Source organism: Pantoea sp. YU22, assembly GCF_003970755.1.
Lineage (GTDB): Bacteria > Pseudomonadota > Gammaproteobacteria > Enterobacterales > Enterobacteriaceae > Pantoea > Pantoea piersonii.
The window spans coordinates 54,579-81,422 of the sequence record NZ_RYDU01000016.1 but is presented as its reverse complement, the minus strand read 5'-3'; the positions used below and the strand labels follow the sequence as shown (position 1 = coordinate 81,422).

At 58.0% G+C, this 26,844-nt stretch carries 29 protein-coding genes; 19 read left to right on the top strand and 10 right to left on the bottom strand.

The annotated features are described in order from the left end of the window. Nucleotides 1-11: 11 nt before the first annotated feature. Nucleotides 12-218 carry a hypothetical protein gene (locus EKL29_RS18650; RefSeq protein WP_120455013.1) on the bottom strand — a complete coding sequence of 69 codons (207 nt, stop codon included), beginning with the start codon at nucleotides 216-218 and terminating at the stop codon, nucleotides 12-14. 373 nt (nucleotides 219-591) lie between these two features. Here EKL29_RS18650 and rpsF point away from each other — a divergent pair, with 373 nt between their 5' ends. Genes rpsF through rplI form a run of 4 tightly spaced genes read left to right on the top strand, consistent with a single transcriptional unit; the run spans nucleotide 592 to nucleotide 2,032 of the window. Then, nucleotides 592-987: a 30S ribosomal protein S6 gene (rpsF, locus tag EKL29_RS18645; protein WP_120455011.1), complete on the top strand. Its 396-nt coding sequence runs from the start codon at nucleotides 592-594 to the stop codon at nucleotides 985-987. Nucleotides 988-993: 6 nt separating this feature from the next. Further along, the gene (gene priB, locus EKL29_RS18640) at nucleotides 994-1,311 is read left to right on the top strand and encodes a primosomal replication protein N (protein WP_120455009.1); all 318 of its coding nucleotides are present in this window, start codon (nucleotides 994-996) and stop codon (nucleotides 1,309-1,311) included. Between the two features lie 4 nt (nucleotides 1,312-1,315). Then, complete coding sequence (rpsR, locus tag EKL29_RS18635; RefSeq protein WP_000135199.1) at nucleotides 1,316-1,543, top strand: 30S ribosomal protein S18; 228 nt, start codon at nucleotides 1,316-1,318, stop codon at nucleotides 1,541-1,543. 39 nt (nucleotides 1,544-1,582) lie between these two features. Then, nucleotides 1,583-2,032, top strand: a complete 450-nt coding sequence (rplI, locus tag EKL29_RS18630; RefSeq protein WP_120455007.1) for a 50S ribosomal protein L9 — start codon at nucleotides 1,583-1,585, stop codon at nucleotides 2,030-2,032. A gap of 99 nt (nucleotides 2,033-2,131) precedes the next feature. Here the strand turns inward: rplI and EKL29_RS18625 are convergent, their stop codons facing one another. Beyond that, a complete protein-coding gene (locus EKL29_RS18625; RefSeq protein WP_158591251.1) occupies nucleotides 2,132-2,803 on the bottom strand; it encodes an OapA family protein in 672 nt (223 codons plus the stop codon). A gap of 218 nt (nucleotides 2,804-3,021) precedes the next feature. Here EKL29_RS18625 and fklB point away from each other — a divergent pair, with 218 nt between their 5' ends. Then, nucleotides 3,022-3,642 carry an FKBP-type peptidyl-prolyl cis-trans isomerase gene (fklB, locus tag EKL29_RS18620; RefSeq protein ID WP_120455003.1) on the top strand — a complete coding sequence of 207 codons (621 nt, stop codon included), beginning with the start codon at nucleotides 3,022-3,024 and terminating at the stop codon, nucleotides 3,640-3,642. Between the two features lie 93 nt (nucleotides 3,643-3,735). Here fklB and EKL29_RS18615 read toward each other — a convergent pair whose 3' ends face one another. Further along, nucleotides 3,736-5,679 (bottom strand): bifunctional 2',3'-cyclic-nucleotide 2'-phosphodiesterase/3'-nucleotidase, encoded by a 1,944-nt coding sequence (locus tag EKL29_RS18615; RefSeq protein WP_126690408.1) that lies wholly within the window; start codon nucleotides 5,677-5,679, stop codon nucleotides 3,736-3,738. Between the two features lie 272 nt (nucleotides 5,680-5,951). On the opposite strand from EKL29_RS18615, the gene cysQ reads away from it, so the two are divergent. After that, on the top strand, nucleotides 5,952-6,692 hold the full coding sequence (gene cysQ, locus EKL29_RS18610; RefSeq protein WP_120455000.1) for a 3'(2'),5'-bisphosphate nucleotidase CysQ: 741 nt from the start codon (nucleotides 5,952-5,954) through the stop codon (nucleotides 6,690-6,692). Nucleotides 6,693-6,725: 33 nt separating this feature from the next. On the opposite strand, the gene EKL29_RS18605 is transcribed toward cysQ, so the two are convergent. Then, on the bottom strand, nucleotides 6,726-7,280 hold the full coding sequence (locus EKL29_RS18605; protein WP_120454998.1) for a YtfJ family protein: 555 nt from the start codon (nucleotides 7,278-7,280) through the stop codon (nucleotides 6,726-6,728). A 315-nt stretch (nucleotides 7,281-7,595) separates the two neighbouring features. Here EKL29_RS18605 and EKL29_RS18600 point away from each other — a divergent pair, with 315 nt between their 5' ends. Beyond that, nucleotides 7,596-7,802, top strand: a complete 207-nt coding sequence (locus tag EKL29_RS18600) for a DUF1107 domain-containing protein (RefSeq protein WP_033754894.1) — start codon at nucleotides 7,596-7,598, stop codon at nucleotides 7,800-7,802. A 33-nt stretch (nucleotides 7,803-7,835) separates the two neighbouring features. Here EKL29_RS18600 and EKL29_RS18595 read toward each other — a convergent pair whose 3' ends face one another. Next, nucleotides 7,836-9,164: a hemolysin family protein gene (locus EKL29_RS18595; protein ID WP_120454996.1), complete on the bottom strand. Its 1,329-nt coding sequence runs from the start codon at nucleotides 9,162-9,164 to the stop codon at nucleotides 7,836-7,838. 471 nt (nucleotides 9,165-9,635) lie between these two features. Here EKL29_RS18595 and EKL29_RS18590 point away from each other — a divergent pair, with 471 nt between their 5' ends. Genes EKL29_RS18590 through EKL29_RS18580 form a run of 3 tightly spaced genes read left to right on the top strand, consistent with a single transcriptional unit; the run spans nucleotide 9,636 to nucleotide 15,477 of the window. Continuing rightward, entirely contained in the window at nucleotides 9,636-11,351 is a 1,716-nt protein-coding gene (locus EKL29_RS18590) for an autotransporter assembly complex family protein (protein WP_311779042.1), read from the top strand. Continuing rightward, nucleotides 11,348-15,118: a translocation/assembly module TamB domain-containing protein gene (locus EKL29_RS18585; protein WP_126690406.1), complete on the top strand. Its 3,771-nt coding sequence runs from the start codon at nucleotides 11,348-11,350 to the stop codon at nucleotides 15,116-15,118. The genes EKL29_RS18590 and EKL29_RS18585 overlap by 4 nt, the downstream gene beginning before the upstream one ends. 2 nt (nucleotides 15,119-15,120) lie before the next feature. Continuing rightward, nucleotides 15,121-15,477, top strand: coding sequence for a gamma-glutamylcyclotransferase (locus EKL29_RS18580; RefSeq protein WP_033792318.1), 357 nt, complete (start codon nucleotides 15,121-15,123; stop codon nucleotides 15,475-15,477). Between the two features lie 135 nt (nucleotides 15,478-15,612). Here EKL29_RS18580 and ppa read toward each other — a convergent pair whose 3' ends face one another. The 3 genes from ppa to EKL29_RS18565 form a co-directional block, all read right to left on the bottom strand. Beyond that, the gene (gene ppa, locus EKL29_RS18575; RefSeq protein WP_120454990.1) at nucleotides 15,613-16,143 is read right to left on the bottom strand and encodes an inorganic diphosphatase; all 531 of its coding nucleotides are present in this window, start codon (nucleotides 16,141-16,143) and stop codon (nucleotides 15,613-15,615) included. A 99-nt stretch (nucleotides 16,144-16,242) separates the two neighbouring features. Then, the gene (locus tag EKL29_RS18570; protein ID WP_120454989.1) at nucleotides 16,243-16,692 is read right to left on the bottom strand and encodes a DUF441 domain-containing protein; all 450 of its coding nucleotides are present in this window, start codon (nucleotides 16,690-16,692) and stop codon (nucleotides 16,243-16,245) included. Nucleotides 16,693-16,763: 71 nt separating this feature from the next. Then, entirely contained in the window at nucleotides 16,764-17,177 is a 414-nt protein-coding gene (locus EKL29_RS18565; RefSeq protein WP_126690405.1) for a lysozyme inhibitor LprI family protein, read from the bottom strand. Nucleotides 17,178-17,333: 156 nt separating this feature from the next. Here EKL29_RS18565 and EKL29_RS18560 point away from each other — a divergent pair, with 156 nt between their 5' ends. Then, nucleotides 17,334-18,893 (top strand): methyl-accepting chemotaxis protein, encoded by a 1,560-nt coding sequence (locus EKL29_RS18560; protein WP_120454985.1) that lies wholly within the window; start codon nucleotides 17,334-17,336, stop codon nucleotides 18,891-18,893. A gap of 83 nt (nucleotides 18,894-18,976) precedes the next feature. On the opposite strand, the gene fbp is transcribed toward EKL29_RS18560, so the two are convergent. Then, on the bottom strand, nucleotides 18,977-19,981 hold the full coding sequence (fbp, locus tag EKL29_RS18555) for a class 1 fructose-bisphosphatase (RefSeq protein ID WP_126690404.1): 1,005 nt from the start codon (nucleotides 19,979-19,981) through the stop codon (nucleotides 18,977-18,979). Nucleotides 19,982-20,149: 168 nt separating this feature from the next. Here fbp and mpl point away from each other — a divergent pair, with 168 nt between their 5' ends. Continuing rightward, nucleotides 20,150-21,502 (top strand): UDP-N-acetylmuramate:L-alanyl-gamma-D-glutamyl-meso-diaminopimelate ligase, encoded by a 1,353-nt coding sequence (gene mpl / locus EKL29_RS18550; protein WP_126690403.1) that lies wholly within the window; start codon nucleotides 20,150-20,152, stop codon nucleotides 21,500-21,502. A gap of 95 nt (nucleotides 21,503-21,597) precedes the next feature. Here the strand turns inward: mpl and yjgA are convergent, their stop codons facing one another. Continuing rightward, nucleotides 21,598-22,140, bottom strand: coding sequence for a ribosome biogenesis factor YjgA (gene yjgA / locus EKL29_RS18545; protein WP_120454979.1), 543 nt, complete (start codon nucleotides 22,138-22,140; stop codon nucleotides 21,598-21,600). 117 nt (nucleotides 22,141-22,257) lie between these two features. Between yjgA and pmbA the strand changes: the two genes are divergently transcribed. The 7 genes from pmbA to EKL29_RS18510 all read left to right on the top strand — a co-directional run bounded on the left by pmbA (nucleotide 22,258) and on the right by EKL29_RS18510 (nucleotide 26,818). Further along, nucleotides 22,258-23,598 carry a metalloprotease PmbA gene (pmbA, locus tag EKL29_RS18540; protein ID WP_120454977.1) on the top strand — a complete coding sequence of 447 codons (1,341 nt, stop codon included), beginning with the start codon at nucleotides 22,258-22,260 and terminating at the stop codon, nucleotides 23,596-23,598. A gap of 70 nt (nucleotides 23,599-23,668) precedes the next feature. Next, the gene (gene cybC, locus EKL29_RS18535; protein ID WP_120454975.1) at nucleotides 23,669-24,055 is read left to right on the top strand and encodes a cytochrome b562; all 387 of its coding nucleotides are present in this window, start codon (nucleotides 23,669-23,671) and stop codon (nucleotides 24,053-24,055) included. A 293-nt stretch (nucleotides 24,056-24,348) separates the two neighbouring features. Beyond that, on the top strand, nucleotides 24,349-24,681 hold the full coding sequence (locus EKL29_RS18530) for a glycine dehydrogenase (protein WP_240629457.1): 333 nt from the start codon (nucleotides 24,349-24,351) through the stop codon (nucleotides 24,679-24,681). A gap of 15 nt (nucleotides 24,682-24,696) precedes the next feature. After that, nucleotides 24,697-25,059 (top strand): SFCGS family glycine-rich protein, encoded by a 363-nt coding sequence (locus EKL29_RS18525; RefSeq protein ID WP_120455125.1) that lies wholly within the window; start codon nucleotides 24,697-24,699, stop codon nucleotides 25,057-25,059. Between the two features lie 2 nt (nucleotides 25,060-25,061). Next, complete coding sequence (locus EKL29_RS18520; RefSeq protein WP_120454972.1) at nucleotides 25,062-25,361, top strand: DUF4312 family protein; 300 nt, start codon at nucleotides 25,062-25,064, stop codon at nucleotides 25,359-25,361. A gap of 28 nt (nucleotides 25,362-25,389) precedes the next feature. After that, nucleotides 25,390-26,166: a DUF4311 domain-containing protein gene (locus tag EKL29_RS18515; RefSeq protein WP_126690401.1), complete on the top strand. Its 777-nt coding sequence runs from the start codon at nucleotides 25,390-25,392 to the stop codon at nucleotides 26,164-26,166. 10 nt (nucleotides 26,167-26,176) lie between these two features. Continuing rightward, nucleotides 26,177-26,818, top strand: coding sequence for a DUF4310 family protein (locus EKL29_RS18510; RefSeq protein WP_120454968.1), 642 nt, complete (start codon nucleotides 26,177-26,179; stop codon nucleotides 26,816-26,818). The last annotated feature ends 26 nt before the right edge of the window (nucleotides 26,819-26,844 follow it).

Below are 26,844 nucleotides of genomic sequence, written 5' to 3'. Positions count from 1 at the left end.
CTGCACTGGTATTACAGCTGATTCGACAATCGCTCCGCCGCGCTGGTGGTGGCGCTGGCGTGCGTATTGCCCGGCGCGTCCAGTCGATTGACGTAGACATAGCCTGAAGCCGCTTTGCTGCTGTTACTTCTTATCTGCTGCGCACAGTCAGTCTGGCTGGCAAGGGCGGGTGGAGACAGGAAGAGACCCAGTAAAGTGGCGATGACGAACGTTTTCATGCCCGACTCCTCACTGATGGGAACACACTCTGCGACGCCGTGAAGCAATCTCACCGCGTCATGATTAAGTTTAGTGCGCGCCAGCGCCGATACCAGACGGCGACGCTGAACGCCTTTATCAGAAAAACTGATGGAGTGAGGCGCAACCCGATGAATTTCAGGGGTTAGCACATAAAGCCTCTTTAATGACGATTTAATGAAATGTGCGCTTGAGTTTAGCGCCCGGCGTCAGTATGATTACGCGTCAATTTTTCAGCTGCATTCAGGGGCGCGTTACATTCATCGAATGTTTCACGACCTATAACGTTCCTTGCTTCCGTGGGCCGCAGCTGACCCTGACAGGAGGCTGAATAATCCGTAAGGAGCAATTTCGATGCGTCATTACGAAATCGTATTTATGGTCCATCCTGACCAGAGCGAACAGGTTCCGGGCATGATCGAGCGTTACACTGGTGCTATCACTGGTGCAGAAGGCAAGATCCACCGTCTGGAAGACTGGGGCCGCCGTCAGCTGGCTTACCCGATCAACAAACTGCACAAAGCTCACTACGTTCTGCTGAACGTTGAAGCGCCGCAGGAAGTGATCGACGAGCTGGAAACGAACTTCCGCTTCAACGACGCCGTTATCCGCAGCATGGTTATGCGCGTTAAGCACGCGGTAACCGAAGCATCTCCGATGGTTAAAGCGAAAGACGAGCGTCGTGAGCGCCGCGAAGACTTCGCTAACGAAACCTCTGACGAGTCAGATGCTGGGGATTCTGAAGAGTAATCATTCGTGACGGCCAATCGACTGCGCCTGTCTGGCACCGTGTGCAAGACGCCGGTTCGAAAAGTGAGCCCGTCAGGAATTCCTCACTGTCAGTTCGTGCTTGAGCACCGCTCAGTGCAGGAAGAGGCCGGTTTCCACCGGCAAGCCTGGTGCAGAATGCCCGTGATTATCAGCGGCACGCTTCATCAGGAGATTACTCAACATATAACGGTCGGCACGCTGCTCACCCTCGAAGGCTTCATTAGCTGCCATCAGGCGCGAAATGGACAGAGTAAAATGGTGCTGCATGCCGAGCAGATTGAATTGATAGATTCTGGAGACTAGCCAAATGGCACGTTATTTCCGTCGTCGCAAGTTCTGCCGTTTCACCGCGGAAGGCGTTCAAGAGATCGACTACAAAGATATCGCTACGCTGAAAAACTACATCACTGAAAGCGGTAAGATCGTACCGAGCCGTATCACCGGTACTCGCGCAAAATACCAGCGTCAGCTGGCTCGTGCTATCAAGCGCGCGCGTTACCTGTCTCTGCTGCCGTACACTGATCGTCATCAGTAATCGGCAACTGTCCATTAACGACTTTAAGAGGATAAGGTAATGCAAGTTATTCTGCTTGATAAAGTAGCAAACCTGGGCAGCCTGGGTGATCAGGTCAACGTTAAAGCGGGCTACGCGCGCAACTTCCTGGTACCGCAGGGCAAAGCTGTCCCGGCTACCAAGAAAAACGTTGAATATTTCGAAGCTCGTCGCGCTGAACTGGAAGCCAAACTGGCTGACGTTCTGGCTGCTGCCAACGCACGCGCTGAGAAAATCAATGCACTGGGTTCAGTGACCATCGCCTCTAAATCAGGCGACGAAGGTAAACTGTTCGGTTCTATCGGTACTCGCGACATCGCTGACGCTGTAACTGCAGCTGGCGTTGACGTGGCTAAGAGCGAAGTTCGTCTGCCGAACGGCGTTCTGCGCACCACCGGTGAGCATGAAGTTGACTTCCAGGTTCACAGCGAAGTTTTCGCTAAACTGGTTGTGAATGTAGTTGCTGAGTAATTTTACTCGGTAATGCGAAAAAGCCGGCCTTGCGCCGGCTTTTTTGTATCTGGCGATCGGGCCCGACAGGAAAAGCGGCCCGTTCGTAAAACCAGGTTTTTACTGCGCGCGGATAAAAGTGCCGTCCGGCTGGCGAGTAAAGAGCACCGGGCCGTTAGCGCCGTCCACGGTCAGTCCCGTCACCACGCCTTGCGCATTCTGTCGAATCTTCACCTGCTGCCCGCTCTGCAACGCACTCAGCGGCTGATCGTTGCCCTCTACGCGCGCCATGGCGAACACGTCGCCCACCGGCAGATTATTGTCGCGAAACAGCTGCGCCAGCGTCTGGCCTGAGGCGATGGTATAGTTGTGCCATTCACCCTGTGAATCCGCTTTCGGCGGCTGCGTATTCTGCTGCGGCGCTTTCTGGTCGTAAATCTCCGCCTGCATCGGCACCTCTTTTTCCGTGCTTTGTGTCTGCGGACGTTCGACAGGATATTGCGGCGAGCTAGACGGCCATAAAAACGCCAGCAGCATTACCAGCAGGGCGATAATGATACCGCGCCGGTGCGCAGGCGGCAGCGGGGCCATCCAGCGGATGTGATCCGTATAGTGCCAGACTTTACTGATCCAGGCGGGCAAGCGGGAAGGCGCGTCTGAAGCCATTCGTGAATCCTCCTCATCGCCAGCGGCGCGCGGCGGTTTAACAGACCGCCAGGCGAAGCGTTGGCGCAATGTGCGCAATGTGCGTGGCGCGCGCGTCCTGCGGCGTTGTGGGGCGATTTGACCCATGTATCTTCTCTTCTTTTCAGTGCTCTGGAAAAGTTGCCCTCGTCCAGATTTATAGTATGGGCAATACGGGCGCGACGTGCCTGCCAGCCTTTAGAAATATGACCTGCGTATTGTTTCTGTTTCACCGCGAAAAGTCACCTGCGCGGCGTGGGATTTTACGCCAGCGGCCCGCGCTGATATGCTTCCGGTTCAAATTAGCGAAAGAGACAGGTATCAAGATGACGACCCCTTCATTCGACAGCGTCGAATCACAAGCAAGTTACGGAATTGGTTTACAGGTTGGCCAGCAGTTGCTGGAGTCTGGTCTGCAGGGACTTCAGCCGGAAGCGCTGCTCGCGGGCCTGCGCGACGCGCTGGAAGGGAATTCGCCGGCGGTGCCGGTTGACGTCGTGCATCGTGCGCTGCGTGAAGTGCACGAGCGCGCTGAAGGCGTGCGTCGTGAGCGCGTGCAGGCGATGGCTGCCGAAGGTCAGACTTTCCTGGCTGAAAACGCGCAGCGCGAAGGCGTTAACAGCACCGAATCGGGCCTGCAGTTCAGCGTGATCAAGCAGGGCGACGGTCCAGTCCCGTCACGTCAGGATCGCGTGCGCGTACACTACACGGGCAAACTGATCGACGGTACGGTATTCGACAGCTCTGTCGCGCGCGGCGAACCGGCAGAATTCCCGGTGACCGGCGTGATCGCAGGCTGGATTGAAGCGCTGACGCTGATGCCGGTCGGTTCGAAGTGGGAACTGACGATTCCACACAACCTTGCCTACGGCGAGCGTGGCGCTGGCGCATCAATTCCGCCATTCAGCACCCTGATCTTCGAAGTTGAGCTGCTGGAAATTCTGTAAGCAACGCCTGCGCGATTAACGAGGCGCACGCCCGGCAATTGCGCAGCGTATCAGAATGATGAAGCCAGCCTGCAGGCTGGCTTTTTTACGCGCTTATTTCTGCTGTAAATCTAGCTTCCATATAGCAAAACCGATCTCATCGCTGCCCTGCGGCTGCATCGGGTACTGCGCATGGCTGCGGATAAAGGCGGTTGCCTTCTCGCCCGGCGCGGTCTCAAAACGGATATCGAGCGGGGTGCTGCTCTTTATCGGCGCCAGTCGCCAGTTGTTGTCCGCCTGCGGACGTACTTCGCCCTGTTTTTTGGTCTCCGCGCTGATATAGGCCGCGACGACCGCACGGTTCTCATCGGGCGCGGCGAAGGCGATAAATTTATCTCCGGTGCCTGCGAATTTGCCGCCGTAGGCGCGATAGTTATTGGTGGCGACCAGGAAGGTGGCGTGCGGATCGACCGGCTTGCCCTGCCAGGTGAGGTTTTTAATACGCGAAGCGTCGGGATGGATGAGCTGGCATTCGCCGTCGTAGCGCGCCGGTTGAGTCACATCGATCTGGTAATTCACGCCGTCGATCACGTCAAAATTATAGGTGCGGAAATCCCAGTTGATCAGCGACTGCGCGCTGCTTCGCTGCGGATCGATCTGGTTAAACTGACCGGCGGAGCACTCCAGCCACTCTTTTACCTGCGCGCCGCTCACTTTCATGACGACCAGCGTATTAGGATAGAGATAGAGATCGGCGGCGTTACGGAAGGTCAGGTCGCCTTTCTCTACTTCGGTATAGCTGGCGGGATCGTTCTTGCGACCGCCCGCTTTAAACGGCGCGGCGGCGGAAAGCACCGGCAAACGACCCAGATCGGGATCGCCCTGAATAAAATGCGCTACGTAAGCGCGCTGCGCGTTATTGACGATCTGCACGGTCGGATCGTCCTGTACCAGCGAAAGGTAGCTGTACATCACGTCCGCAGACTTACCGATCGGTTTCGCCACAAACTCCCGTGTGGCGCGGTGATCTTCCGCCAGCACTTTAACCAGCGCCGGATCTTCCGCTGCCAGCGACTTTTTCTGCACCGCATCGTAAATCGGGCGCGCTTCCGCTCGACTGTCGCTGACCTGCCAGCGGCCGCCTTCATGGGTCAGCACCAGATCCACGACGCCGAGGTGATCGCCCCACATGCCGGGCATCACCGCTGCAACGCCGTTCAGCGTCCCTTTTTCAATATCGGCCCCTTTGATGGCGGCGAAATCTTTACCGGGAAAAACCGCATGGGCGTGGCCAAAGAGAATAGCGTCAATGCCTGCAACCTGGCTCAGATAGTAGACCGAGTTCTCCGCCATCGCATGGTAAGGCTCGCTGCTGAGGCCGGAGTGGGGAATAGCCACCACCAGATCCGCACCTTGCGCGCGCATCTGCGGCACATAGCGCCGTGCGGTTTCGGTGATGTCCTCTACGCGCACTTTGCCCTGCAGGTTGGCTTTATCCCACACCATAATCTGCGGTGGTACGAAGCCGATAAAGCCGATCTTCAACAGCTGGCTCTTGCCGTCGCGATCCGTCACCTGAACAGGCTTAATCAGCCAGGGCGTAAACATGGGGCGGTTGGTCTTAAGATCGATGATATTGGCGTTCACATAGGGAAAACGCGCGCCCGCCAGCGCCTTGCGCAGGTAGGGCAAACCGTAGTTGAACTCGTGGTTGCCAAGGTTGCCGACGCTGTAATCCAGCGTATTCAGCGCCTTATAAACGGGATGGATCTCGCCCTGCTGTAGCCCTTTCGCCGCCATATAGTCGCCAAGCGGACTGCCCTGAATAATATCGCCGTTATCCACCAGCACGCTGTTCTTCACTTCCTGACGCGCGGCATGGATTAGCGACGCGGTACGTACCAGTCCGAATTTCTCGGTCGGGGTATCTTTGTAGTAGTCGAAGTCCATCATATTGCTGTGCAGATCGGTGGTTTCCAGCAGACGTAGATCAACGGTGGCGGCGTGCAGGCTGACTGAAAGGCTCAGCGCCAGAAAGGTGATAGTGGGTTTAAACATGCGTGCTCCTGCTGCAAAAGAGTAAGTCTCTCAAATTAATGTAAAAGAATGATGATGTGTCAGAGGAATACGTGATGGGTTTAACGTTTTACAGGTTGAAAAGGGTGATTACTGTACGGCATAGCGGCCAGGCGCAATCTATGATATTGATATTGTTAAAATATTGAGAGAAAAGCGCCCGGAAGCCCGGGCGGCGGCGCAGTAGCTGCTAAAATTTAACCGATGTGGCGCACGATGACGTCGTGCAGTCGCCACCGATGAGGAGGTGAAAGATGTTAGAGCAAATCTGCCAGCTGGCGCGCGAAGCGGGCAACGCGATCATGCTGGTTTATGAAAAGGAAACGCCGGTAGACGTTTCCCGCAAAGCCGACGACTCCCCGGTGACCGCTGCGGATATTGCCGCGCACGATATTATTCTGCAGGGGCTGAAACAGCTGACGCCGGAAGTGCCGGTGCTGTCGGAAGAGGATCCACCTTCATGGAGCGAGCGGCAACAGTGGCAGCGCTACTGGCTGGTCGACCCGCTCGACGGCACCAAAGAGTTTATCAAGCGCAACGGCGAGTTTACCGTCAATATCGCCTTGATCGATCAGGGCAAACCGGTGATGGGCGTGGTATATGCGCCTGCGCTCGGCGTGCTTTACTCCGCCGCAGAGGGCAAAGCCTGGAAAGAAGAGGGCGGCCATAAGACGCCGATCCACGTGCAGGAGGCGCGACCGCCGCTGGTCGTGGTCAGCCGTTCCCATGCCGATGACGAGCTGAAAGAGTATCTGCAGCAGCTGGGCGAGCATCAGACCGTCGCCATCGGCTCTTCGCTGAAGTTCTGTCTGGTGGCGGAGGGCAAAGCGCAGCTCTATCCCCGCTTCGGGCCGACCAATATCTGGGATACCGGCGCGGGGCACGCCGTTGCCGTTGCGGCTGGCGCGCACGTCCACGACTGGCAAGGCAAAACCCTGGACTACGCGCCGCGTGAATCTTTTCTCAATCCCGGTTTTCGCGTGTCGCTGTTTTGATCAATAAGGGAGGCGAAAGCCTCCCGTTTTCATTCATGGTTTAAGCAGCGTGCGCACCAGCGTAATGACCTGCGTCACTTCCTCCTGCGTCAGCGCGCCGTCTTTAACAAAGCGGACATGACCGCTCTTATCCAGCACCACAATGGCCGAACCGGCATCTGCAAGCTGCCAGGCATGCTTTACGTTGCCTTTGCTGTCGACGATAAACTGCGACCAGGGGTACTGCTTTTTGTTGCTCTCAATGCTGCTGCGCACAAACATGCCGGTACCGGGAATAGCATCATTGGTGTTAACGATAGTCGTGGTCTGGTAGCGATCGTGCGGGAAGGCCGCGGCTTTGATCGCCTCAACCACGGCGGCGTTTTTCTCTTTAGCGGATGAGCGACCGGCGATGTGCTGAATAACGCGCACTTTGCCCGGCAGCTGCGCGCTGTTCCAGCGTTTGTAGCTAAAGTCATCCTGCTGGTAAAGCAGCTCGCCTTTATCGTCGACGCCGACCGCAGGCACGCGCTGATCTTCTTTCAGGCTATGGGCGAAAACCGCGCCGGGTAATAAAACCAGCGCAAACAGGGCACAGGCGAGTCGCATTGTGAGTCTCCTTAGTGATCGGACCAGTTGGTCATTTTTCTGCAATAGTAAGCAGGGATGATGCGCCTGTCTTGTTAAGGTGTCAGGTTTGTTATTCATGCCACAATTTCTTAACAAGTTTGGATTTATACTGTGTTGGTAAAGCGTGATAACAGACTATTCTGTAATGATGTGTCAATTCAGTAAAAAAGTTCAGTTTTCGGAACATTATCCCAGCTGAGTGTTCTATAGTTTACCGGCACTTTGCGCTTCATGGGCTCGTACCGAACTTGGAAACGGCGAAGCGTATTTATAAATGTACAGGAGTTAGACAGCATGAAGATCTTCCAACGCTATAATCCACTGCAAATAGCGAAATATGTAAAAACGCTGTTCAAAGGAAGGATGTATATCAAGGACGTTGGCGCGTTCGAATTCGACAAAGGGAAAGTATTGATCCCGCGCGTAAAGGACATCCAGCACCTGAGCGTGATGTCCGAAATTAACCGTCAGGTTCTGCGCCTTCAGGCGGAGTTCAACTGATAAAAAAGGGCGCCGTCGGCGCCCTCTGATTTTCTACTCTTCAGCTTCCGTGGTTTTTGCCACATTCAGCACCGGCGGACGATCGTCAATCCGCGTCACCAGCAGCTGATCGATACGATAACTGTCGATATCCACCACTTCGAACTTAAACCCGGCGAACTTCACAAAATCGGTGCGTTTCGGGATTTTGCGCAGCATATACATCATAAAGCCGCCGATGGTTTCGTAGTTGCCCGACTGCGGAAACTCGTCGATATGCAGCACGCGCATTACGTCGTCGATCGGCGTGCCACCCTCTACCAGCCAGGAGTTTTCGTCGCGCGCCACAATCTGCTCTTCCAGACCCTGGCCGACCAGATCGCCCATCAGCGTCGTCATCACGTCGTTCAGGGTAATTATGCCCACCACCAGCGCGTATTCGTTCATGATCACCGCGAAGTCTTCGCCGGCGGTCTTAAAGCTTTCCAGCGCTTCAGAGAGCGTCAGCGTATCCGGCACAATCAACGCCGAGCGGATCTGCACGCCGCTGTTGAGCGCCATGCTCTGATTGGCCAGCACGCGCAGCAGCAGCTCTTTAGAGTCGACATAGCCGACGATATGGTCGATATCGCCGTCGCACACCAGAAACTTAGAGTGCGGATGCTCAGCGATTTTGCTTTTCAGCATGGTTTCGTCTTCGCGCAGATCGAACCAGACCACGTTTTCGCGTGAGGTCATGGAGGAGGGCACGGTGCGCGATTCCAGCTCAAAGACGTTTTCAATCAGCTCGTGCTCCTGCTTACGCAGCACGCCCGCCAGCGCGCCCGCTTCCACCACCGCGTAGATATCGTCGGAAGTAATGTCGTCTTTACGCACCATCGGCAGCTTAAAGACGCGAAAGAAGACGTTCGCCAGGCCGTTAAACAGCCATACCAGCGGACTAAACACCAGCAGGCAGAAACGCATCGGGTTAATAATTCGCAGCGCCACCACTTCCGGCGCGATCATGCCGACGCGTTTCGGCGTCAGATCGGCGAACAAAATAAACAGGCTGGTGACGATAACGAAGGAGCAGATAAAGCTGAGCTGATCGGCGAGCGCCGGCTCCATAAAGCGGTTAAAGAGGCTACGGAAGGCTGGCGAGAACGCCGCGTCGCCAACAATACCGCCAAGGATGGCAACCGCGTTCAGGCCGATCTGCACGACAGTAAAGAAAGTGCCGGGCGTTTCCTGCATTTTCAGCACGCGCTGCGCGTTGATATTGCCTTCATCGGCCAGCAGTTTCAGTTTGATCTTGCGGGCGGCGGCCAGCGAGATTTCCGAGAGAGAGAAAAAGGCGCTGATCACGATCAGCAATAATATGACAAGCAAGCTATCTAACATAGGTTATCCAAAAGGTTATCCACTTGTCATTTTTGGCCTGGGCAGCGCACGCAAAGGGCGTACCGATTGTACTCACCTCGTAGTCTGGGCTATCCGTGCCAAAAATGTCTGCGCCTTATCGACGGTGCGGAGCAGCGCCGGGGCAGAAATAGAGCAGGCGTAACCTGCGCCGCTGATTATAGCAGCAGCGCCCTCAACGCCGCCAGAGATCCCGGCGACGCCGTTTCGCTCAGATTAATCCGAGTGGCGAGCGCTTATGCTGCGCAGCGGTTGTATCAGTCCGGTCATTTGCTGACAATAGGGCGCTATTTGGCTTTGTTAACGTTTTTTCGCAGCCGCAGGCCGCTTTATACGGCTATGATGATGACTGCGCCGCTGCGATGTTCTTATATCAGGGATATATCACGCCCCGCGGAATAGGGGTCGGCATGATTAACAGGAGTACGCGTGCCACGAATTCACGTCTGTTTTATGACCTGCCTGTTGGCCGCCGCGCCAGTCGCTGAGGCAGCGAAAGTGCGCCTTGAAGTGCAGGGCTTAACCGGGGATCTCAACAAAAACGTGCGTGCTCGCCTTTCGACCATCGGCGCCGATGAGGTGTCAAACGATGGCCGTTTTCGCGCACGTGTTTCAGAGGCGATCCAGCAAGGGCTTAAGGCGCTCGGCTACTACGAGCCCGACATCGATTTTGAATCGCGTCCCGCGCCGCCGCACGGCGGACGACCGGTGCTCATCGCCCATGTCACACCCGGCGAGCCGGTAAAAATCGCAGGCAGCACCATCGTGCTCGAAGGCGACGCGCTGCGCGATCCCGACTATCGGGCCTGGGTGAAAGAGGGGACGCCAAAAAAAGGGCGGCAGCTCAACCACGGCGAGTATGACAAATTCAAAAGCGGCTTTTCGAACCTGGCGCTGCGCAACGGCTATTTCGACGGCGATTTTAAAAAGAGCCAGCTCGGCGTCTCCGTCGAACGGCGCGAAGCCTTCTGGGATATCGACTATGACAGCGGCCAGCGCTATCGCTTCGGCGACGTCAGCTTCTCCGGCTCGCAGATCCGCGAAGAGTATCTGAAAAACCTTGTTCCCTTTAAGAAAGGCGACTACTACAGCTCGCGCGATCTCGCCGAGCTGAACCGGCGTCTCTCGGCGACGGGCTGGTTTAACTCGGTGGTGGTCGCGCCGGAATTCGCGCAGGGGCGAAAAACCAAAGTGCTGCCGCTGAGCGCGGTGGTGTCGCCGCGCACCGAAAACACCATCGAAACCGGTATCGGCTACTCGACTGATGTCGGCCCGCGTCTGAAAGGCAGCTGGAAAAAGCCCTGGGTCAACGATCGCGGCCACAGCCTGACGGCGGACGCCTATCTCTCCGCGCCGGAACAGCAGCTCGACCTCAGCTACAAAGTGCCGCTGCTGAAAAGCCCGCTGGAGCAGTATTACATCTTCTCCGGCGGCCTGAAGCGCACCGATCTGAACGACACCAAAGCTGACACCTCGACGCTCGGCGTATCGCGTTACTGGGAGAACAGCTCCGGCTGGCAGAAGGCGATCAACCTGAAATGGAGCCTCGATCACTTTACCCAGGGCAGCGTTACCAACACCACGATGCTGCTCTATCCGGGCGTCAGCCTCAACCGCACCCGCTCGCGCGGCGGCCTGATGCCGACATGGGGCGATTCGCAACGCTACTCGGTGGATGTCTCCGACACTACCTGGGGCTCAGACGTCGACTTCCTGATCCTGCAGGCGCAGAACGTCTGGATCCGCACGCTGGCGGATAAACATCGCTTCGTGGCGCGCGGCAATCTCGGCTGGATCGAAACCAACGACTTTGAAAAGGTGCCGCCTGACCTGCGCTTCTTCGCGGGCGGCGATCGCAGTATTCGCGGCTACAAATACAAAGATATTTCCCCGCGCGACGAGGACGGCAAGCTGACCGGCGCCTCGAAGCTCGCCACCGGCTCGCTGGAGTATCAGTACAACGTGACCGGCAAATGGTGGGGCGCTGCGTTCATTGACTCGGGTGAAGCGGTCAACGACATCAAACAGAGCAATTTTAAAACCGGCGCGGGCTTCGGCGTGCGCTGGGCGTCGCCGGTCGGGCCGATCAAACTGGATATTGCCCGGCCGATTGGCGACAACGAGGAGCATGGTTTGCAATTTTATATCGGACTGGGGCCTGAACTATGAAGCTGTGGAAAAAGGTCCTGATCGGCATCCTGATTTTTCTGGTAGTGCTGCTGGGAGGCGTGGCGTTTTTAATCGGCACGACGCCTGGCTTGCATCTGGTGCTGAACGGCGCGGCGCGCTGGGTACCGGGTTTATCGATCAAACAGGTCGAGGGCGGCTGGCGCAACCTGACCATTAGCGGGCTGCGCTATGAAATGCCCGGCGTCAGCGTCGACGCCGGCACCTTTCATCTGGCGGTCGATCTCAACTGCCTGCTGCACTCTTCGGTGTGCGTTAACGACATCGCGCTGAAAGATGTCAGCGTGGTGGTCGACAGCAAAAAGATGGCCCCCGCGCAGGAGGCGCCGCAGGAAGAGGATAATGGCAGCGGCGATCTCAGCACGCCTTATCCCGTTACGTTGCGCCATCTCGGCCTGCATAACATCAATGTGAAAATCGACGATACTGCCATTTCGCTGCTCGATTTCACCACCGGATTGCAGTGGCAGGGGCGCGCGCTGACGCTCAACCCGACGCATATCCAGAGTCTGCTGGTGGCCCTGCCGAAAGCGGCACAGGTCGCCAGCGAAGAGGTGGTGCAGCCGAAAGTGCAGAAACCGCAGCCGGACGAAAAGCCGCTGGGCGAAACCCTGCAGGCGATGTTTGCGAAACCGCTGCTGCCGGAGCTGCCCGATTTTCGTCTGCCGCTCGATATTGACGTGCAGGAGATCCTTGGCGAGCAGCTGCGTCTCACTGGCGATACCGATATTGCGGTAAATCGCCTGCTGCTGAAGGCGAAAACGGCCGACCGACGACTGCAGCTGCAGACGCTGGACGTCGACTCGACGCTTGGCCAGCTTAACGGCAGCGGCGAAGCGACGCTGGCGGACAACTGGCCGGTAAATTTCACGCTCAACGGCACGGCGAACGTCGATCCGCTGAAAGGAGAGAAGATCAAGCTCGAGCTGGGCGGCGCCATGCGCGACGAGCTGAAGCTGGGCCTCAACCTCTCCGGTCCGGTCCGCGCCCGGCTCGACGCCGCCACCCAGTTGGCGATGGCGGGCCTGCCGCTGTCGCTACATCTCACCAGCCCGCAGCTGCGCTGGCCGCTGACCGGCGCGGTGCAGTATCAGGCGGATAATCTCGACTATCAGTTCAAAGGCAAAGCCACTGGCTACGTGATGTCGCTGCGTACGGCGGTGAAAGGCGACAGTGTGCCGCCCGCCACCGTGGCGCTGGACGGCAAAGGCAACGTCGAGCAGTTCAACCTCGACAAGCTGCGCATCGGCGCGCTGCAGGGCAACGTCGATCTCACGGCGCTGGTGGACTGGAGCAAAGCCATTAGCTGGCGCAGCGAGCTGACGCTCTCCGGCATCAACACCGCGCGCCAGTATCCTGACTGGCCAGCGAAGCTGGACGGTAAAATCACCACGCGCGGCAGCCTCTACGGCGGCAGCTGGCAGGTGAGCGTGCCGCAGCTGCAGCTGAAGGGCAACGTTAAGCAGAATGCGGTAAGCGCCGAAGGGTCGCTGAAGGGCAACAGCTATAACCAGTGGGAGATCCCGGGCGTGAAAATCGCCCTGGGCCGCAATAATCTGGATGTGAAAGGCTCGCTGGGCGACGCGCTCAATCTTGACGCCACCATCGACGCGCCCCATCTCGATAACGCGCTGCCGGGGCTGGGTGGCGTTGCTAAAGGCACCATCAAGGCGCGCGGCACCTTGCAGGCGCCGCAGCTGCTGGCCGATCTTAACGCCACCGGCCTGCGCTGGCAGCAGTTGCAGATCCGGCGCGTAACGCTGGACGGCGACGTCCGCTCCAGCGATCAGATCGCCGGCAAGCTGCAGCTGCGCGTCGAGCAGCTGAAACAGGATGCGCTTACTATCAGCCTGCTGACGCTCAACGCCGACGGCAATGAAAAACAGCATCAGCTGAAGCTGCAGGTGCAGGGCGAGCCGGTTTCCGGTCAGCTGGCGCTTAGCGGCAGCTTTGATCGTCAGCAGCAGCGCTGGAAAGGGGCGCTTAACGACACGCGCTTCGATACGCCGGTCGGCGAATGGCGACTGACGCGCGCGATGGCGATCGACTACCTGAATGCGAAGCAGACCGCCACCATCGGCCCGCACTGCTGGCAGAACCCCAACGCGCAGCTCTGCGTGCCGGAGCCGGTCGAAGCTGGCCCGAGCGGGCATGCGCATATCGCGCTCAACCGCTTCGACCTGGCGATGATCAAGCCGTTCTTACCTGACGCCACCCAGCTTGCAGGCGTATTCAGCGGCGACGCGCGCGTAAACTGGACGGCGGACGGCGCGCTGCCGACCGGCACCGTCTCGCTGAAGGGCAACGGTGTTAAGGTCAGACAGGATGTGCAGGGCAATACGCTGCCTGTCGACTTCAACACGCTGAACCTCAACGCGGCGCTGCGCAACGGCCGCGCCGATCTCGACTGGCTAATCCGCATTGCCAACAATGGCCAGCTCGATGGCAACGTGCAGATCAGCGATCCGCAGAACCGTCGTACGCTGGGCGGCAACGTCAATATCCGCAATATCTCACTGACGATGCTCAATCCAGCGCTGGCGCAGGGCGAGAAGATCAAAGGCAACCTGAACAGCAGCCTGCGCCTCGGCGGCAGCGTGAAGCAGCCGCAGATCTTCGGCCAGCTTGGTTTGCAGGGTGTCGACGTCGACGGCAACTTTATGCCGGTCGATCTCACCGCCGCTAACCTGAACATGGTGTTCAACGGCATGAGCTCAACGCTCAATGGACTGGTGCAAACCGCGCAGGGCAATATCAACCTCAACGGCAATGCGGACTGGAGCCAGCTCGACAACTGGCGCGCGCGTATTGCCGCGCAGGGCAGCCGCGTGCGGGTCACCGTTCCGCCGATGGTGCGCATGGACGTCTCGCCGGATCTGGTCTTCGAAGCGACGCCAGCGGCCTTCAGTCTGGATGGCAGCGTAGATATTCCCTGGGCGCGCATTACGGTGCAGGAAGTGCCGGAGAGCGCCACAGGCGTCTCGTCGGACGAAGTGCTGCTGGATAAAAACCTGCAGCCGATTCAGCCGAAAACCGCCGCGATCCCGATTAACAGCAATCTGGTCATTCACGTCGGCAACGATGTTCGCCTGTCCGCCTTTGGCCTGAAAGCGAAGCTTAACGGCGACCTGAAAGTGGTGCAGGATAAAACCGGGCTGGGCCTCAACGGCCAGATTAATATCCCGTCCGGCCGCTTCCATGCTTACGGCCAGGATCTTATCGTGCGTAAAGGCGAGCTGCAGTTCGCCGGGCCGCCGGATCAGCCCTATATCAACCTTGAGGCGATCCGTAATCCCGAGGCGACAGAAAATGACGTGACGGCTGGCCTGCGCGTCACCGGACTGGCGGACGAGCCGAAAGTCGAGGTCTTCTCCGATCCGGCGATGTCGCAGCAGGAAGCGCTCTCCTACCTGCTGCGCGGCCAGGGACTGGGAACGGACGGCGACAGCAACGCATTAACTTCTGCCTTAGTGGGTCTGGGGGTTGCACAAAGTGGGCAGGTTGTGGGTAAAATCGGCGAGACGTTCGGCGTCAGCAATCTTGCCCTTGATACTGCCGGCGTTGGCGACAGCCAGCAGGTGCAGGTCAGTGGCTATGTGCTGCCGGGTCTACAAGTAAAATATGGTGTTGGCATATTTGATTCACTGGCGACGTTAACCTTGCGTTATCGCCTGATGCCCAAACTCTATTTGGAAGCCGTGTCCGGTGTGGACCAGGCTCTTGATTTGCTCTATCAGTTTGAGTTTTAGCAATGCGAATAATTGTCTACGGCAGTTTACGGCGCAAACAGGGAAACAGTCACTGGATGACGAATGCGCAATGGCTGGGGGATATGCAGATTGAGGGCTATGAGCTCTACAGTCTTGGCCATTATCCGGGCGTGATCCCGGGCGAAGGAACCGTCTATTGTGAAGTTTACCGCATCGATGCCACCACGCTGGGTGAGCTGGATGCGTTGCGCACAAAGGCTGGCGAATACAAACGCCAGCTGATGCAAACGCCTTACGGCAGCGCATGGCTCTACGTCTACCAGCGCCCGGTTAAGGGGCGTCAGCGCATCGCCAGCGGCGACTGGCTACGGCGCGACGATCCACCGTCAGACGCATAAACAAAAACACCGTCCAGAGGACGGTGTTTTTTTACCGGAAGCGTCTGCAGGCGGGCATATCGCCCACTGAACCCTAACCGCTGTAAACAAAAACACCGTCCAGGGGACGGTGTTTTTATATCGGTCGGCGACAGATTACTTCTTCTGCGCACGCTCGAAAGAGGCAACGATTTCAGCTTTCGCCGCTTCGGCGTCTGCCCAGCCGTCAACTTTCACCCACTTGCCTTTTTCCAGATCTTTGTAGTGCTCAAAGAAATGGGTGATCTGCGCGCGCAGCAGTTCCGGCAGGTCGTTCACATCTTTGATGTGATCGTACTCTTTGGTCAGCTTGGTGTGCGGCACGGCGACCACTTTCGCATCCTGACCCGATTCGTCGGTCATGTTCAGCACGCCAACCGGACGGCAGCGGATCACGGAGCCCGGCTGCAGCGGATAAGGGGTTGGAACCAGCACGTCAACCGGATCACCATCCAGCGACAGCGTGTTGTTGATGTAGCCATAGTTGCACGGATAGAACATCGCCGTGGACATGAAACGGTCCACGAACAGGGCGCCAGACTCTTTGTCGACTTCATATTTGATCGGATCGGCGTTAGCCGGGATCTCAATGATAACGTAGAGATCTTCTGGCAGTTCTTTACCTGCAGGCACCTGGTTCAAACTCATCGGGCATTCCTTCAATAGTCACATGTTGAGTGTCGGCTATTATAGCCAACTGCCTGTGAAAGTATGCCCCAATTTTGACCTTTCGGAATGCTCCTCGCCTTACTTCGCGACCACAAACAGCGAGACGATCCCCGCAGCAATCAGTGGTCCGACCGGCACGCCGCGAAAGAAGGCGACGCCAATCACCGTGCCGATTAATAAGCCACCGATCACCGACGGCTGCACGCTCATAAAACTGACGCCGCGTCCGCCCAGCCAGGCGACGAAAATGCCCACCAGAATCGCCACGATCGACTGCCAGCTGGCGAAAGATTTCAGCAGCGAGGAGGCGGGAAGCGAACCGCTGGCGAGCGGCGCCATGACCGCGACCGTCAGGATAATAATGCCGAGCTGGATGCCCTGTTTCTCAACATAGGGAAAAAACTGCGACAGCGGCGTGAGCTTGATTGCCAGCAGGATCAGAATAGAGATAGTGACCGCGCTGTTGTGAACGAAATAGCTGAGGACCGCGAGGCCGATAAGAATAAGGGTAGAGGCATACGCAGCCATGATTTCTCCCTGAAAAAAAGACGGATGTGCTGGCCAGCGCCAGCGCGTGAGTAAGAGTTACCCCCCATTAATCAACAATCGGCGTCGCGGGCGCAACTGCCTTTATTCAGCGACCGCAGCATCAGCGCCTGGTTGCGCACCAGATCGACGCCCTGCGCCGCCAGCGAAACCTGCGCCAGCGAGCCCTGTGTGTGGGTGAAATAAGCCGCACTCGCCGCCTGCCAGCTGTCGCGGTAAGCCAGCCACTGCCGCTGCGCGCGGCGCAGTTTCTCTTTCGGCTCGCCGCTGAGCTGCTTTATCAGCTGCGCATACTGCGCGTTCATCTCGCTGTCCCACGCCTGGCTGGCGCGGCCGTAGCAGTTCACTATCGCCAGGGTAGTGGAGGCGTCATTCAGGCAGTGCTTAAGCGCCTCGTCGACGGGGTTCTGCTGCGCCTGCGCGGAGGCGCATACCAGCAAGCCTGCGGCGGCAATCCACATTTTCATTCTTGCGATCCTTTTTCTGAAGGGGCTAAGCCTGGGTGATGATCAGGCTAATGACCATCAATAGCGATAAAGTTTCCCTGCGCAACTGCCGATAACTTGTACGTTTTAGGGCTGCTGGATTCTCTGCCTTTATATAAGCAAACGGAAAACAACATCATGAATAAGCTCTCACTACGCACAGGACTATTAGCTTTACTCGCCTTTATGACTCTGCTGCTGCTGGCGGTCAGCGTCATGGGGATTATTGCCATTAACAAAGGAAACCGATCGCTGGATGTTATCAACCGCATTCAGGGTATCGAACTTAACGCGCTCTATCAAAGCAACGGCGATCTGATGCGCGCGCGCGCCACCGCCGCGCTGGCGGTGCGCAAAATCGAGATCGGCCTGCTGGATGAGGGCACCGCCTCGGTGAAGCAGGCGCAGGCTGACGTCCAGGCGTCGCAGCAGAGCATGAAAGCCTTTATTGCAGCCGGGACGGTGACGGAGCAGGGCAAAAAGCTGGCCGACGAGGTGGTCGCCACCTGGAACGCCTATCTGGCGCAGGGCATCACACCCATCATGAGCGCGCTGGAAAAACAGTATACCGATGAATATTACAGCGTACTGGAAGGCAATCTCGCTAAGCTGGCGCTTAACTACAGCAACGCGGTAGGGGCGTTTGGCAGCTACGCCGATCAGGTCACCGACGCGCAGCTGGCGCAGGCGGCCAGAAACGAAGCCTTTATGAAAGCGCTGATCGGCGCAGCGGTGGCGCTGACGCTGCTGCTGTTCGTGCTGGCCTGGGTGCTGATGCGTCGCTTGCTGCTGCTGCCGCTTAACCGTGCCATCGCGCATCTGGAACAGGTTGCGGCAGGGGATCTCTCACAGACGCTGCCGCCCCCGGGCGACAACGAGCTGGGCCGCCTTAACCGCGCGCTCGGCGAGATGCAGCAGGCGCTGCGCGTGCAGGTGAGTCAGGTGCTCGACGCCAGCCAGCAGATCGACGTCGGCAGCCGCGAGCTGGCGGCGGGCAACGTGCATCTTTCCCAGCGCACCGAAGAGTCGGCGGCGTCGCTGGAGCAGACGGCGGCCAGCATGGAACAGCTTACCGCCACGGTACGCCTTAACGCCGCCAACGCGCAGCAGGCGCATAAGCTGGCGAACAGCGTCTCGGACACGGCCGATCGCGGCGCGGAAGTGGTCTGCTATGTAATGGAAAAAATGCAGGAAATTACCGACAGCGCGAACCGCATCGGCGATATTCTCGGCGTTATCGACGGCATCGCCTTCCAGACCAATATTCTCGCGCTGAACGCTTCGGTAGAAGCGGCGCGCGCGGGCGAGCAGGGACGCGGTTTCGCCGTAGTGGCGAACGAAGTGCGCACCCTGGCGCAGCGCAGCGCCAACGCGGCGAAAGAGATCCGCGGGCTGATTTCCGAGTCGCAGACGCGGGTGAAAGAGGGCAGTGATATGGCGACGCGCGCGGGCGAGACCATGGATGAGATCTCCAGCGAGGTGATGCGTGTCACGACGCTGATGAAAGAGATCTCCATGGCGTCGGATGAGCAGAGCCGCGGCATTGAGCAGGTTAATCAGGCGGTGACGCAGATGGATGAGGTGGCGCAGCAGAACGCGGCGCTGGTAGAGCAGGCCACAGCGGCTACGCAGTCGCTGGAGGCGCAGTCGCAGCATCTGCAGTCCACGGTCTCGCTGTTCCGTCTGGAAACGGCGTAAAAGAAAAGGGCGCGATATTCGCGCCCTTGTCGTTCCGCGTCAATCAGCACGCGGAACGCAGTCTGTTTTACACGTTTGCGAACTTACTGCGCCGCGTCCGGGTACTCGCGCAGGAAGCGCTCAACGTCATCCACCATTGCGTTGTTGCCGCAGAAGAACGGGCAGCGCTGATGCAGGGTTTCCGGCTGGATGTCGAGGATACGCTTCGCGCCGTCGCTCGCCTTGCCGCCCGCCTGTTCGGCGAGGAACGCCATCGGGTTGCACTCATAGAGCAGGCGCAGCTTGCCGTTCGGGTGGCTGGCGGTGCTCGGATAGAGGTAGATGCCGCCTTTCAGCAGGTTGCGATGGAAATCCGCTACCAGCGATCCGATATAGCGCGAGGTGTAAGGACGATGCGTGGCATGATCCTCTTCCTGGCAGAACTTCAGGTATTTCTTCACGCCCTGCGGGAAACGAATATAGTTGCCTTCGTTAATGGAGTAGGTGTAGCCCGTCGGCGGGTAGGTCATGCGCTCGTGGCTCAGGCAGAAGACGCCGAGCGACGGATCGTAGGTAAAGGCGTGCACGCCGCAGCCGGTGGTATAGACCATCATGGTCGAGGAGCCATATACCACGTAACCTGCTGCCACCTGCTTGTGGCCCGGCTGCATAAAGTCCGCTTCGGTTACCGGGGTGCCAGGGGCGCTGACGCGATGGTAGATAGAGAAGATGGTGCCGACAGAGACGTTAACGTCAATATTTGAGGAGCCGTCCAGCGGATCCATCAGCACCACATATTTACCGTGTTCTACTCCTTCGAAGATTACAAACTCGTCCTCTTCTTCCGAGGCGATCCCCGCCACGATGCCGCGCGCTTTCAGCGCCGCTTTAAGCTTCTCGTTTGCGAAGAGATCGAGCTTCATCTGCTGCTCGCCCTGGACGTTTTCAACGCCGCTTGCGCCGAGAATATCCACCAGGCCAGCTTTGTTAATGTCGCGATGGATAATTTTCGCGCCCAGCTTGATAGCGGAAATCAGCGCCGTCAGTTCACCTGTAGCGTGAGGAAAGTCGTGCTGTTTCTCGACGATAAATTCGCCTAACGTTTTCATAACACATTCCCTGAATCTTCGATGGAGTGGCAGCCTGCCTGTCAAACCGCCAACGTTTGCGTACGCAGTTTAGCCGATTGAACTTCAAAAACCATAGTCCTAATCCGTTTCTTAACTCTGCGAGCGGGGTTACACTGTGCGCCGAACTTTTGAGTAATGGATCTTGTTATGCGCATTCATATCCTTGGGATTTGCGGCACGTTTATGGGCGGTCTGGCGATGCTGGCACGTTCCCTGGGCCATCAGGTGACCGGTTCGGACGCCAACGTTTATCCGCCGATGAGCACGCTGCTTGAGCAGCAGGGCATTGAATTAACAGAGGGTTACGACGCCTCTCAGCTCGATCCCGCGCCGGACCTCGTTATCATCGGCAATGCCATGACGCGCGGCAACCCCTGCGTAGAGGCGGTGCTAGAGCGCAATATTCCCTACCTTTCCGGCCCGCAGTGGCTGCATGACTTTGTACTGCGCGATCGTTGGGTGGTGGCGGTAGCAGGAACCCACGGTAAAACAACCACTTCTGGTATGGTAGCCTGGATTCTGGAGTCGTGCGGACTGGAACCTGGCTTTATCATCGGCGGGGTGCCCGGCAACTTCGACGTCTCGGCAAAATTAGGAAAAAGTCCATTCTTCGTCATCGAGGCGGATGAATATGACTGCGCCTTCTTCGACAAGCGTTCCAAATTCGTTCACTACTGCCCGCGCACCCTGATCCTCAACAATCTGGAGTTTGATCACGCGGATATCTTCGACGATCTGCGCGCCATTCAGAAGCAGTTCCACCATCTGGTGCGTATCGTGCCGGGCCAGGGCAAAATCCTGCTGCCGGAGCACGATCACAATATCCGCCAGGTGATGGCGATGGGCTGCTGGAGCGAGCAGGAGAGCGTCGGCGAAGGCGGTCACTGGCAGGCGAAGAAACTGACGCCGGACGCTTCGCGCTGGGAAGTGCTGCTCGACGGCGAGAAAGCTGGCGAGGTGAACTGGTCACTGGTCGGCGAGCACAATATGCATAACGGCCTGATGGCGATCGCCGCCGCGCGTCACGTCGGCGTCAAACCGGAAGACGCGGCGCAGGCGCTGGACAGCTTTATCAACGCGCGCCGCCGTCTGGAACTGCGCGGCGAAGTGAACGGCATTAAGGTCTATGACGACTTCGCGCATCATCCGACGGCGATTCTGGCGACCTTATCCGCTCTGCGCAGCAAAGTCGGCGGCAGAGCGCGTATCCTGGCGGTGCTGGAGCCGCGCTCCAACACCATGAAAATGGGCGTGAGCAAAAACGATCTGGCGCCGTCGCTGGCGCGTGCGGACGAGGTCTTTCTGTTCCAGCCGCACCATATTCCCTGGCAGGTCTCTGACGTTGCTGAAGCCTGCATGCCGCCGGCGCACTGGAGCGCCGACATCGATACGCTGGTCGAGATGGTGGCGAAAGCCGCTCAGCCGGGCGATTCGATCCTGGTCATGAGTAACGGCGGATTTGGCGGCATCCATCAGAAGCTGCTGGATCGCCTCGCCTGAAAGAACAAGCGCCCGTTTCAGGGCGCTTGTTTATGCGGTTATCTGTCTGCTGCGTTGGCGTTCGCCTTCGGACGGGCAGCTTTTCCCGTCGCCGCTTAGCTTTCCGCCAGCTCGCGCAGATACTGGAAAATCTGACGTGACGATTTCGGTGGTTTGTTGCCCGCTTTCTCTTTCTGCGCGTTGCGGATCATGCTGCGTAGCTGCTGACGATCGGCGTGGGGATAAAGCGTAATCACCTCGTTCATCGCCTCGTCGCCCTGATCGATCAGACGATCGCGCAGCGCTTCCAGCTTGTGAAACAGCGCAACCTGCTGGTTATGGCGGTTCTTCAGCTTATCGAGCGCCTGACGGATCGGGTCAACGTCGCGGGAGCGCAGCATTTTGCCGATCAGCTGCAGCTGACGACGGCGGCCCTCTTTTTTGATGCGTTGCGCCAGTTCGATAGCGGCCAGCAGCTCTTCATCCAGCGGGATCTTCTCCAGGGCGTTCTTGCCCAGATCGACCAGTTCGGCACCCAGGCGTTTCAGCTCTTCAGCGTCGCGTTTAATTTCGCTTTTACTGACCCAGATAATCTCTTCATCATCTTCTTCCTGATTATCCGGCACATCGTCGAGCCACTCATCGGGCTGTTTGGTCATTTTCTGGGCTCCCCTAAAAAAAGAGGCTAATCCTATCAGTTTATCGGGTGACTGCGAAATTGTTCTCTGACTCTGATAGACTCAAAACTTTCATACATAAGATTAGACGGCAGGCCGATGAACGTATCTACTCAGGTTGCAGAACAGCGAAAAGTGTTGGAACAGGCAGTGGCGCAGGCGCTCGATCTGGCAAAAGCCAGCACCGACGGCGCGGAAGTGGCAGTGACCAAAACCACCGGAATCGGCGTCAGCACCCGTTACGGCGAAGTGGAGAACGTCGAGTTCAACAGCGACGGCGCGCTCGGTATCACCGTTTATCACCAGAACCGCAAGGGCAGCGCCTCCTCCACCGATCTCAGCCCGGAAGCGATCAAACGCACCGTGCAGGCGGCGATCGATATCGCGCGCTACACCTCGGCGGATCCTTACGCCGCACCGGCGGATGCCGATCTGCTGGCGTTCGAGGCGCCGGATCTCGATCTCTATCACCCCTGGGAGATCGATGCCGATCGCGCCATCGAGCTCGCCGCCCAGGCGGAGCAGGCGTCCCTGAAGGCGGATCCGCGTATCACCAATACCGAAGGCGGCAGCTTCAACAGCCACGTCGGCATTAAGGTATTCGGCAACAGCCACGGCATGCTGCAGAGCTACTGCTCCAGCCGTCATTCGCTCTCCAGCTGCGTTATCGCCGAGCAGGACGGCAATATGGAGCGCGATTACGCCTACACCATCGGCCGCGCTTTTGAAGATCTGAAAAGTCCCGACTGGGTCGGCGAAGAGTGCGCGCGTCGCGTGCTGTCGCGCCTGGCGCCGCGCAAGCTCTCCACCATGAAAGCGCCGGTTATTTTCGCGCCGGAAGTCGCTACCGGCCTGTTCGGCCATCTGGTCGGTGCCATCAGTGGCAGCAGCGTCTACCGTAAATCGACTTTCCTGCTCGATGCGCTGGGCCAGCAGATCCTGCCGGAGTGGCTCACGATTCAGGAGCATCCGCATCTGTTAAAAGGCCTGGCGTCAACGCCGTTCGACAGCGAAGGGGTACGTACCCAGGCGCGCGACATCATTAAGGATGGCGTACTGCAAACCTGGCTGATGACCAGCTACTCGGCGCGCAAGCTGGGCCTGAAAAGCACCGGTCATGCGGGCGGCATTCACAACTGGCGCATCGCCGGGCAGGGCAGCAGCTTTGATGACCTGCTGAAGCAAATGGGACGCGGCCTGGTCGTTACCGAACTGATGGGACAGGGCGTCAGCGCCATTACCGGCGACTATTCGCGCGGCGCGGCCGGCTACTGGGTCGAGAACGGCGAGATTCAGTATCCTGTGAGCGAGATCACTATTGCAGGAAATCTCAAGGACATGTGGCGAAATATAGTCACGGTCGGTAACGACATTGAAACCCGCAGCAACATACAATGTGGCTCGGTGCTGCTGCCGGAGATGAAAATCGCCGGACAATAAGAAAACTCGCTTCCTGAAAGCAGCCGCTCTGGCTGCTTTTTTTTTACCCACAATAAAAAAGGATATACCGATGCGTAAGCATGTGATTGCTATGTTGTCTCTCTCTTTGCTGTTCGGAAGCGCCAGCCTTTACGCGGCGGATTTAGAAAATGATATGGATACCCTGAAAGATGGGCTGAATACCGTTATGAAAACCAGCGACGCGCAGACGATGCAGAAAGCGCTGGGCGAGATGCGTCAGGCTGCGCAGGACGCTAAAAAATCGACGCCGGAGAAGCTTGAAGGCCAGCCAGCCGACAGCGCGCCGATCAAGGATTACCACGCCGGGCTTGACTCGCTGATTGCGCAGATTGATGTGGTTAACGAGCTGGCGAAAGCCAACAACCTGGACGGCGCCAGAGCCGAAGCGAAGAAGCTGGCGGATATCCGCAACGCCAACCATAAAAAATTCCGCTGATCTATCGGGCCGGTCCGCGCGACCGGCTTCGCATCGTCATCATATTTTCTTATCTGAATCCGCTCCTGATGCGCGCCGCGCCGCAGGACGTGCGCACACTTCTTCTTTAATGGCGCAATCGGGCGCAATCCACGCATAACGCGGCCTCTGTCACACAATCCATGCGTCCTGCGATCTGGCGCACAGCCTGCCCTGCGATTTCCACTTCCATGCGGAAAAAGTGCGTCTGCACTTCCGCCGCGCCACGCCGTAATTTATTCGTAACGCGAATTTTCGTGAACAGGAGTAGCAAGGTGAGCAGCAACGGAGCTTCGGTACGGCAGGCAACGCCGGAAGAGATTCAGGCCCTGGCCGACAAGGTCATGGCGCAAATCGCGGCGATCTATGCCCGACACGATATAGAGCCGAACGCGGTGCAGCAGCAGATGCTGGCTTCGCACGTCCGCGCCATGGCGCAGCGCTCGCTGACTGGCGAACCGCTTCCGGAGGTGGAAGAAGAGCTGTTTGAGGATATTTCGCCGGAAACCATGCAGCTGGCGCAGCAGATCGTCGATCTGTTCGGCAATCTGCCGCGCGAAGAGGCCTGGCTTCTCTCCGTCCATATAGAAGTGGCTCGTTCTAACTAATTGTATAAAGAGGAAATAACCATGGTGACCGTAGTGATTGGCGATCGTTTAGGTAAAGGACAGAAAGTGGCCGCAGGCGTAGAAAAAGCGGGCGGGCGCGCCGTCGTCGTACCGGGCGTCGCGGCGGACATGAAGCTGGGCGACGTGATGAAGGCGGAAAACGCCGACTTCGGCATCTCCTTTTGCGGCAGCGGCGGCGCGGGCGCCATCACTGCCCAGAACAAATATGGCTACAAAGCGCGCCACGGTATGCGCTCCGTTGACGAAGGCGTCACCGCCATCAACGAAGGGGCCAACGTGCTTGGCTTCGGCTTTATGGACAAAGAAGAGTTAGGCGAGCGGCTGGTGCAGGCCTGGAACAAGAAGCACGGCAGCTGATTATGAAAGAACAATACGTTACTCAGGTGACGGTGCAGGGCAAAGGCGACAGCAAAGAGAAGGCGTTTGCCGATGCCCTGAGTCACGTGCAGAACCAGGTTCTGCGCGCGACGCAAAAAATTCTGCTGCGCATTGAACCCCTGGATGTTCGGGTGCTGCGCGCGCAGGAGAGCGTCAGAACGGAGAAGTTTTTGTTCTTCTTTCTGGCGCGCCAGCGGCGGAACTACAGCGTTGAGCTGGAGATTTCCGTCAGCGTCACCGTGATTGATACCGGGCAGGTGACATTCACGGCGGCACCGTAAAAACAGACGACAACAAAGGTAAAAAAACATGTTTTTAATTATTTTGTTTAAGTCGTTGATCATTGGGGGGCTGGTAGGTGTGGGCGTTGGCGCCGGTGCGGCGCGCATGTTCCACGCGCCGACGTCGCAGGGCATGGGCGCGTTCCGTACGCTGGGCGAGCTCAACTCCTGCGAGGGCGATCCCGCCTCGCATTTCTCCTTTGGTCTCGGCTTTTTCTTCAATGCCTGGGCATCTTCCGTCGCAGCAGGCTCCTTCACTCAGGACGTCGACCACCGCATCATTCCCAACTGGGGCGCGGCCGCGCTGATGGTTAAAAACCGCAACCTGGCCGAAACCCTGCATGACCCGAAAAAGATGGCCATCGCCTGCGGCATTATCGGCATGATCGTCGTGGCCTTCCTGAACTCCACCGCGTCGGCCGTCCCGGCCGCGCTACAGGTGACCGCGGTTAAAGTGCTGGTGCCGGCGGCTAACCTGCTGGTTAACACCGTCATGCCGGTGATCTTCTGGCTGGCGGCGATCGACGCCGGAAAAAAATCGGGCTTCTGGGCGACGATTTTCGGCGGCCTGGCGCAGCTGATCATGGGTAACGCCGTGCCCGGGCTGGTGCTCGGTATTCTGATCGGCAAAGGCGTCGAAGAGAGCGGCTGGAACAAAGTCACCAAAGTAATGATGGTGGCGATCGTGCTGCTGTTCGTGCTGAGCGGCTTCTTCCGCGGTTTCGATATGAAGCTGTTGCAGTCGTTCCAGTTAGGCATTCCCGGCTGGCTCGACATGATCCACAACTCTCTGAGCGGCAAGTAAGGCTAACGATATGACTGAAAATAAAGGCTTCTGGTACGCCGACTGGTCTTTCCCGATCTTCGTCGGCCTGCTCTCGGCGGGTGTATTCGCCGGTACGCATATGTACTACCTCTACGGCATCGGCGCGTTTAATGAAGTGGCGTTTGTTTCTATGCTGCGCGCCGGCATGGAAACCGGCGTCTATGGCGCGGTAGCGGCCTTCGGCGCGAGTTTTCTCTTTGCGCGCATCATCGAAGGCTCGCTGGTGGGCATCCTCGACATCGGCGGCGCCATCCAGACCGGCGTTGGCCTGGGCGTTCCGGCGCTGCTGCTCGGGGCGGGCATCGTCTTCCCGGTAGCGAATTTCGCCGCCTCGCTGGCGACGGGCCTGGTGATTGGCCTGGCTATCGGCTACATCATCATCCTGGCGCGCAAGTTCACCATTAACCAGAGCGACTCTACCTACGGTGCGGACGTCATGATGGGCGCAGGCAACGCCTCCGGCCGCTTTCTGGGGCCGCTGATCATCCTTTCCGCGATGGCGGCTTCGATTCCAATCGGGCTTGGCTCGCTGCTCGGCGCGCTGCTGTTCTATCTGTGGAACAAGCCGATCACCGGCGGCGCGATCCTGGGCGCCATGATCCTCGGCGCGATCTTCCCGATCGCTATCTGAAACCGGCGGCGGCTCGTCAGCGGGCC

Coding starts and splice junctions, on each gene's coding strand:
- EKL29_RS18650 (WP_120455013.1), bottom strand. CDS start 218: ATGAAAACGTTCGTCATCGCCACTTTACTGGGTCTCTTCCTGTCTCCA.
- rpsF (WP_120455011.1), top strand. CDS start 592: ATGCGTCATTACGAAATCGTATTTATGGTCCATCCTGACCAGAGCGAA.
- rpsR (WP_000135199.1), top strand. CDS start 1,316: ATGGCACGTTATTTCCGTCGTCGCAAGTTCTGCCGTTTCACCGCGGAA.
- rplI (WP_120455007.1), top strand. CDS start 1,583: ATGCAAGTTATTCTGCTTGATAAAGTAGCAAACCTGGGCAGCCTGGGT.
- EKL29_RS18625 (WP_158591251.1), bottom strand. CDS start 2,803: ATGGGTCAAATCGCCCCACAACGCCGCAGGACGCGCGCGCCACGCACA.
- fklB (WP_120455003.1), top strand. CDS start 3,022: ATGACGACCCCTTCATTCGACAGCGTCGAATCACAAGCAAGTTACGGA.
- EKL29_RS18615 (WP_126690408.1), bottom strand. CDS start 5,679: ATGTTTAAACCCACTATCACCTTTCTGGCGCTGAGCCTTTCAGTCAGC.
- cysQ (WP_120455000.1), top strand. CDS start 5,952: ATGTTAGAGCAAATCTGCCAGCTGGCGCGCGAAGCGGGCAACGCGATC.
- EKL29_RS18605 (WP_120454998.1), bottom strand. CDS start 7,280: ATGCGACTCGCCTGTGCCCTGTTTGCGCTGGTTTTATTACCCGGCGCG.
- EKL29_RS18600 (WP_033754894.1), top strand. CDS start 7,596: ATGAAGATCTTCCAACGCTATAATCCACTGCAAATAGCGAAATATGTA.
- EKL29_RS18595 (WP_120454996.1), bottom strand. CDS start 9,164: ATGTTAGATAGCTTGCTTGTCATATTATTGCTGATCGTGATCAGCGCC.
- EKL29_RS18590 (WP_311779042.1), top strand. CDS start 9,636: ATGACCTGCCTGTTGGCCGCCGCGCCAGTCGCTGAGGCAGCGAAAGTG.
- EKL29_RS18585 (WP_126690406.1), top strand. CDS start 11,348: ATGAAGCTGTGGAAAAAGGTCCTGATCGGCATCCTGATTTTTCTGGTA.
- EKL29_RS18580 (WP_033792318.1), top strand. CDS start 15,121: ATGCGAATAATTGTCTACGGCAGTTTACGGCGCAAACAGGGAAACAGT.
- ppa (WP_120454990.1), bottom strand. CDS start 16,143: ATGAGTTTGAACCAGGTGCCTGCAGGTAAAGAACTGCCAGAAGATCTC.
- EKL29_RS18570 (WP_120454989.1), bottom strand. CDS start 16,692: ATGGCTGCGTATGCCTCTACCCTTATTCTTATCGGCCTCGCGGTCCTC.
- EKL29_RS18565 (WP_126690405.1), bottom strand. CDS start 17,177: ATGAAAATGTGGATTGCCGCCGCAGGCTTGCTGGTATGCGCCTCCGCG.
- EKL29_RS18560 (WP_120454985.1), top strand. CDS start 17,334: ATGAATAAGCTCTCACTACGCACAGGACTATTAGCTTTACTCGCCTTT.
- fbp (WP_126690404.1), bottom strand. CDS start 19,981: ATGAAAACGTTAGGCGAATTTATCGTCGAGAAACAGCACGACTTTCCT.
- mpl (WP_126690403.1), top strand. CDS start 20,150: ATGCGCATTCATATCCTTGGGATTTGCGGCACGTTTATGGGCGGTCTG.
- yjgA (WP_120454979.1), bottom strand. CDS start 22,140: ATGACCAAACAGCCCGATGAGTGGCTCGACGATGTGCCGGATAATCAG.
- pmbA (WP_120454977.1), top strand. CDS start 22,258: ATGAACGTATCTACTCAGGTTGCAGAACAGCGAAAAGTGTTGGAACAG.
- cybC (WP_120454975.1), top strand. CDS start 23,669: ATGCGTAAGCATGTGATTGCTATGTTGTCTCTCTCTTTGCTGTTCGGA.
- EKL29_RS18520 (WP_120454972.1), top strand. CDS start 25,062: ATGAAAGAACAATACGTTACTCAGGTGACGGTGCAGGGCAAAGGCGAC.
- EKL29_RS18515 (WP_126690401.1), top strand. CDS start 25,390: ATGTTTTTAATTATTTTGTTTAAGTCGTTGATCATTGGGGGGCTGGTA.
- EKL29_RS18510 (WP_120454968.1), top strand. CDS start 26,177: ATGACTGAAAATAAAGGCTTCTGGTACGCCGACTGGTCTTTCCCGATC.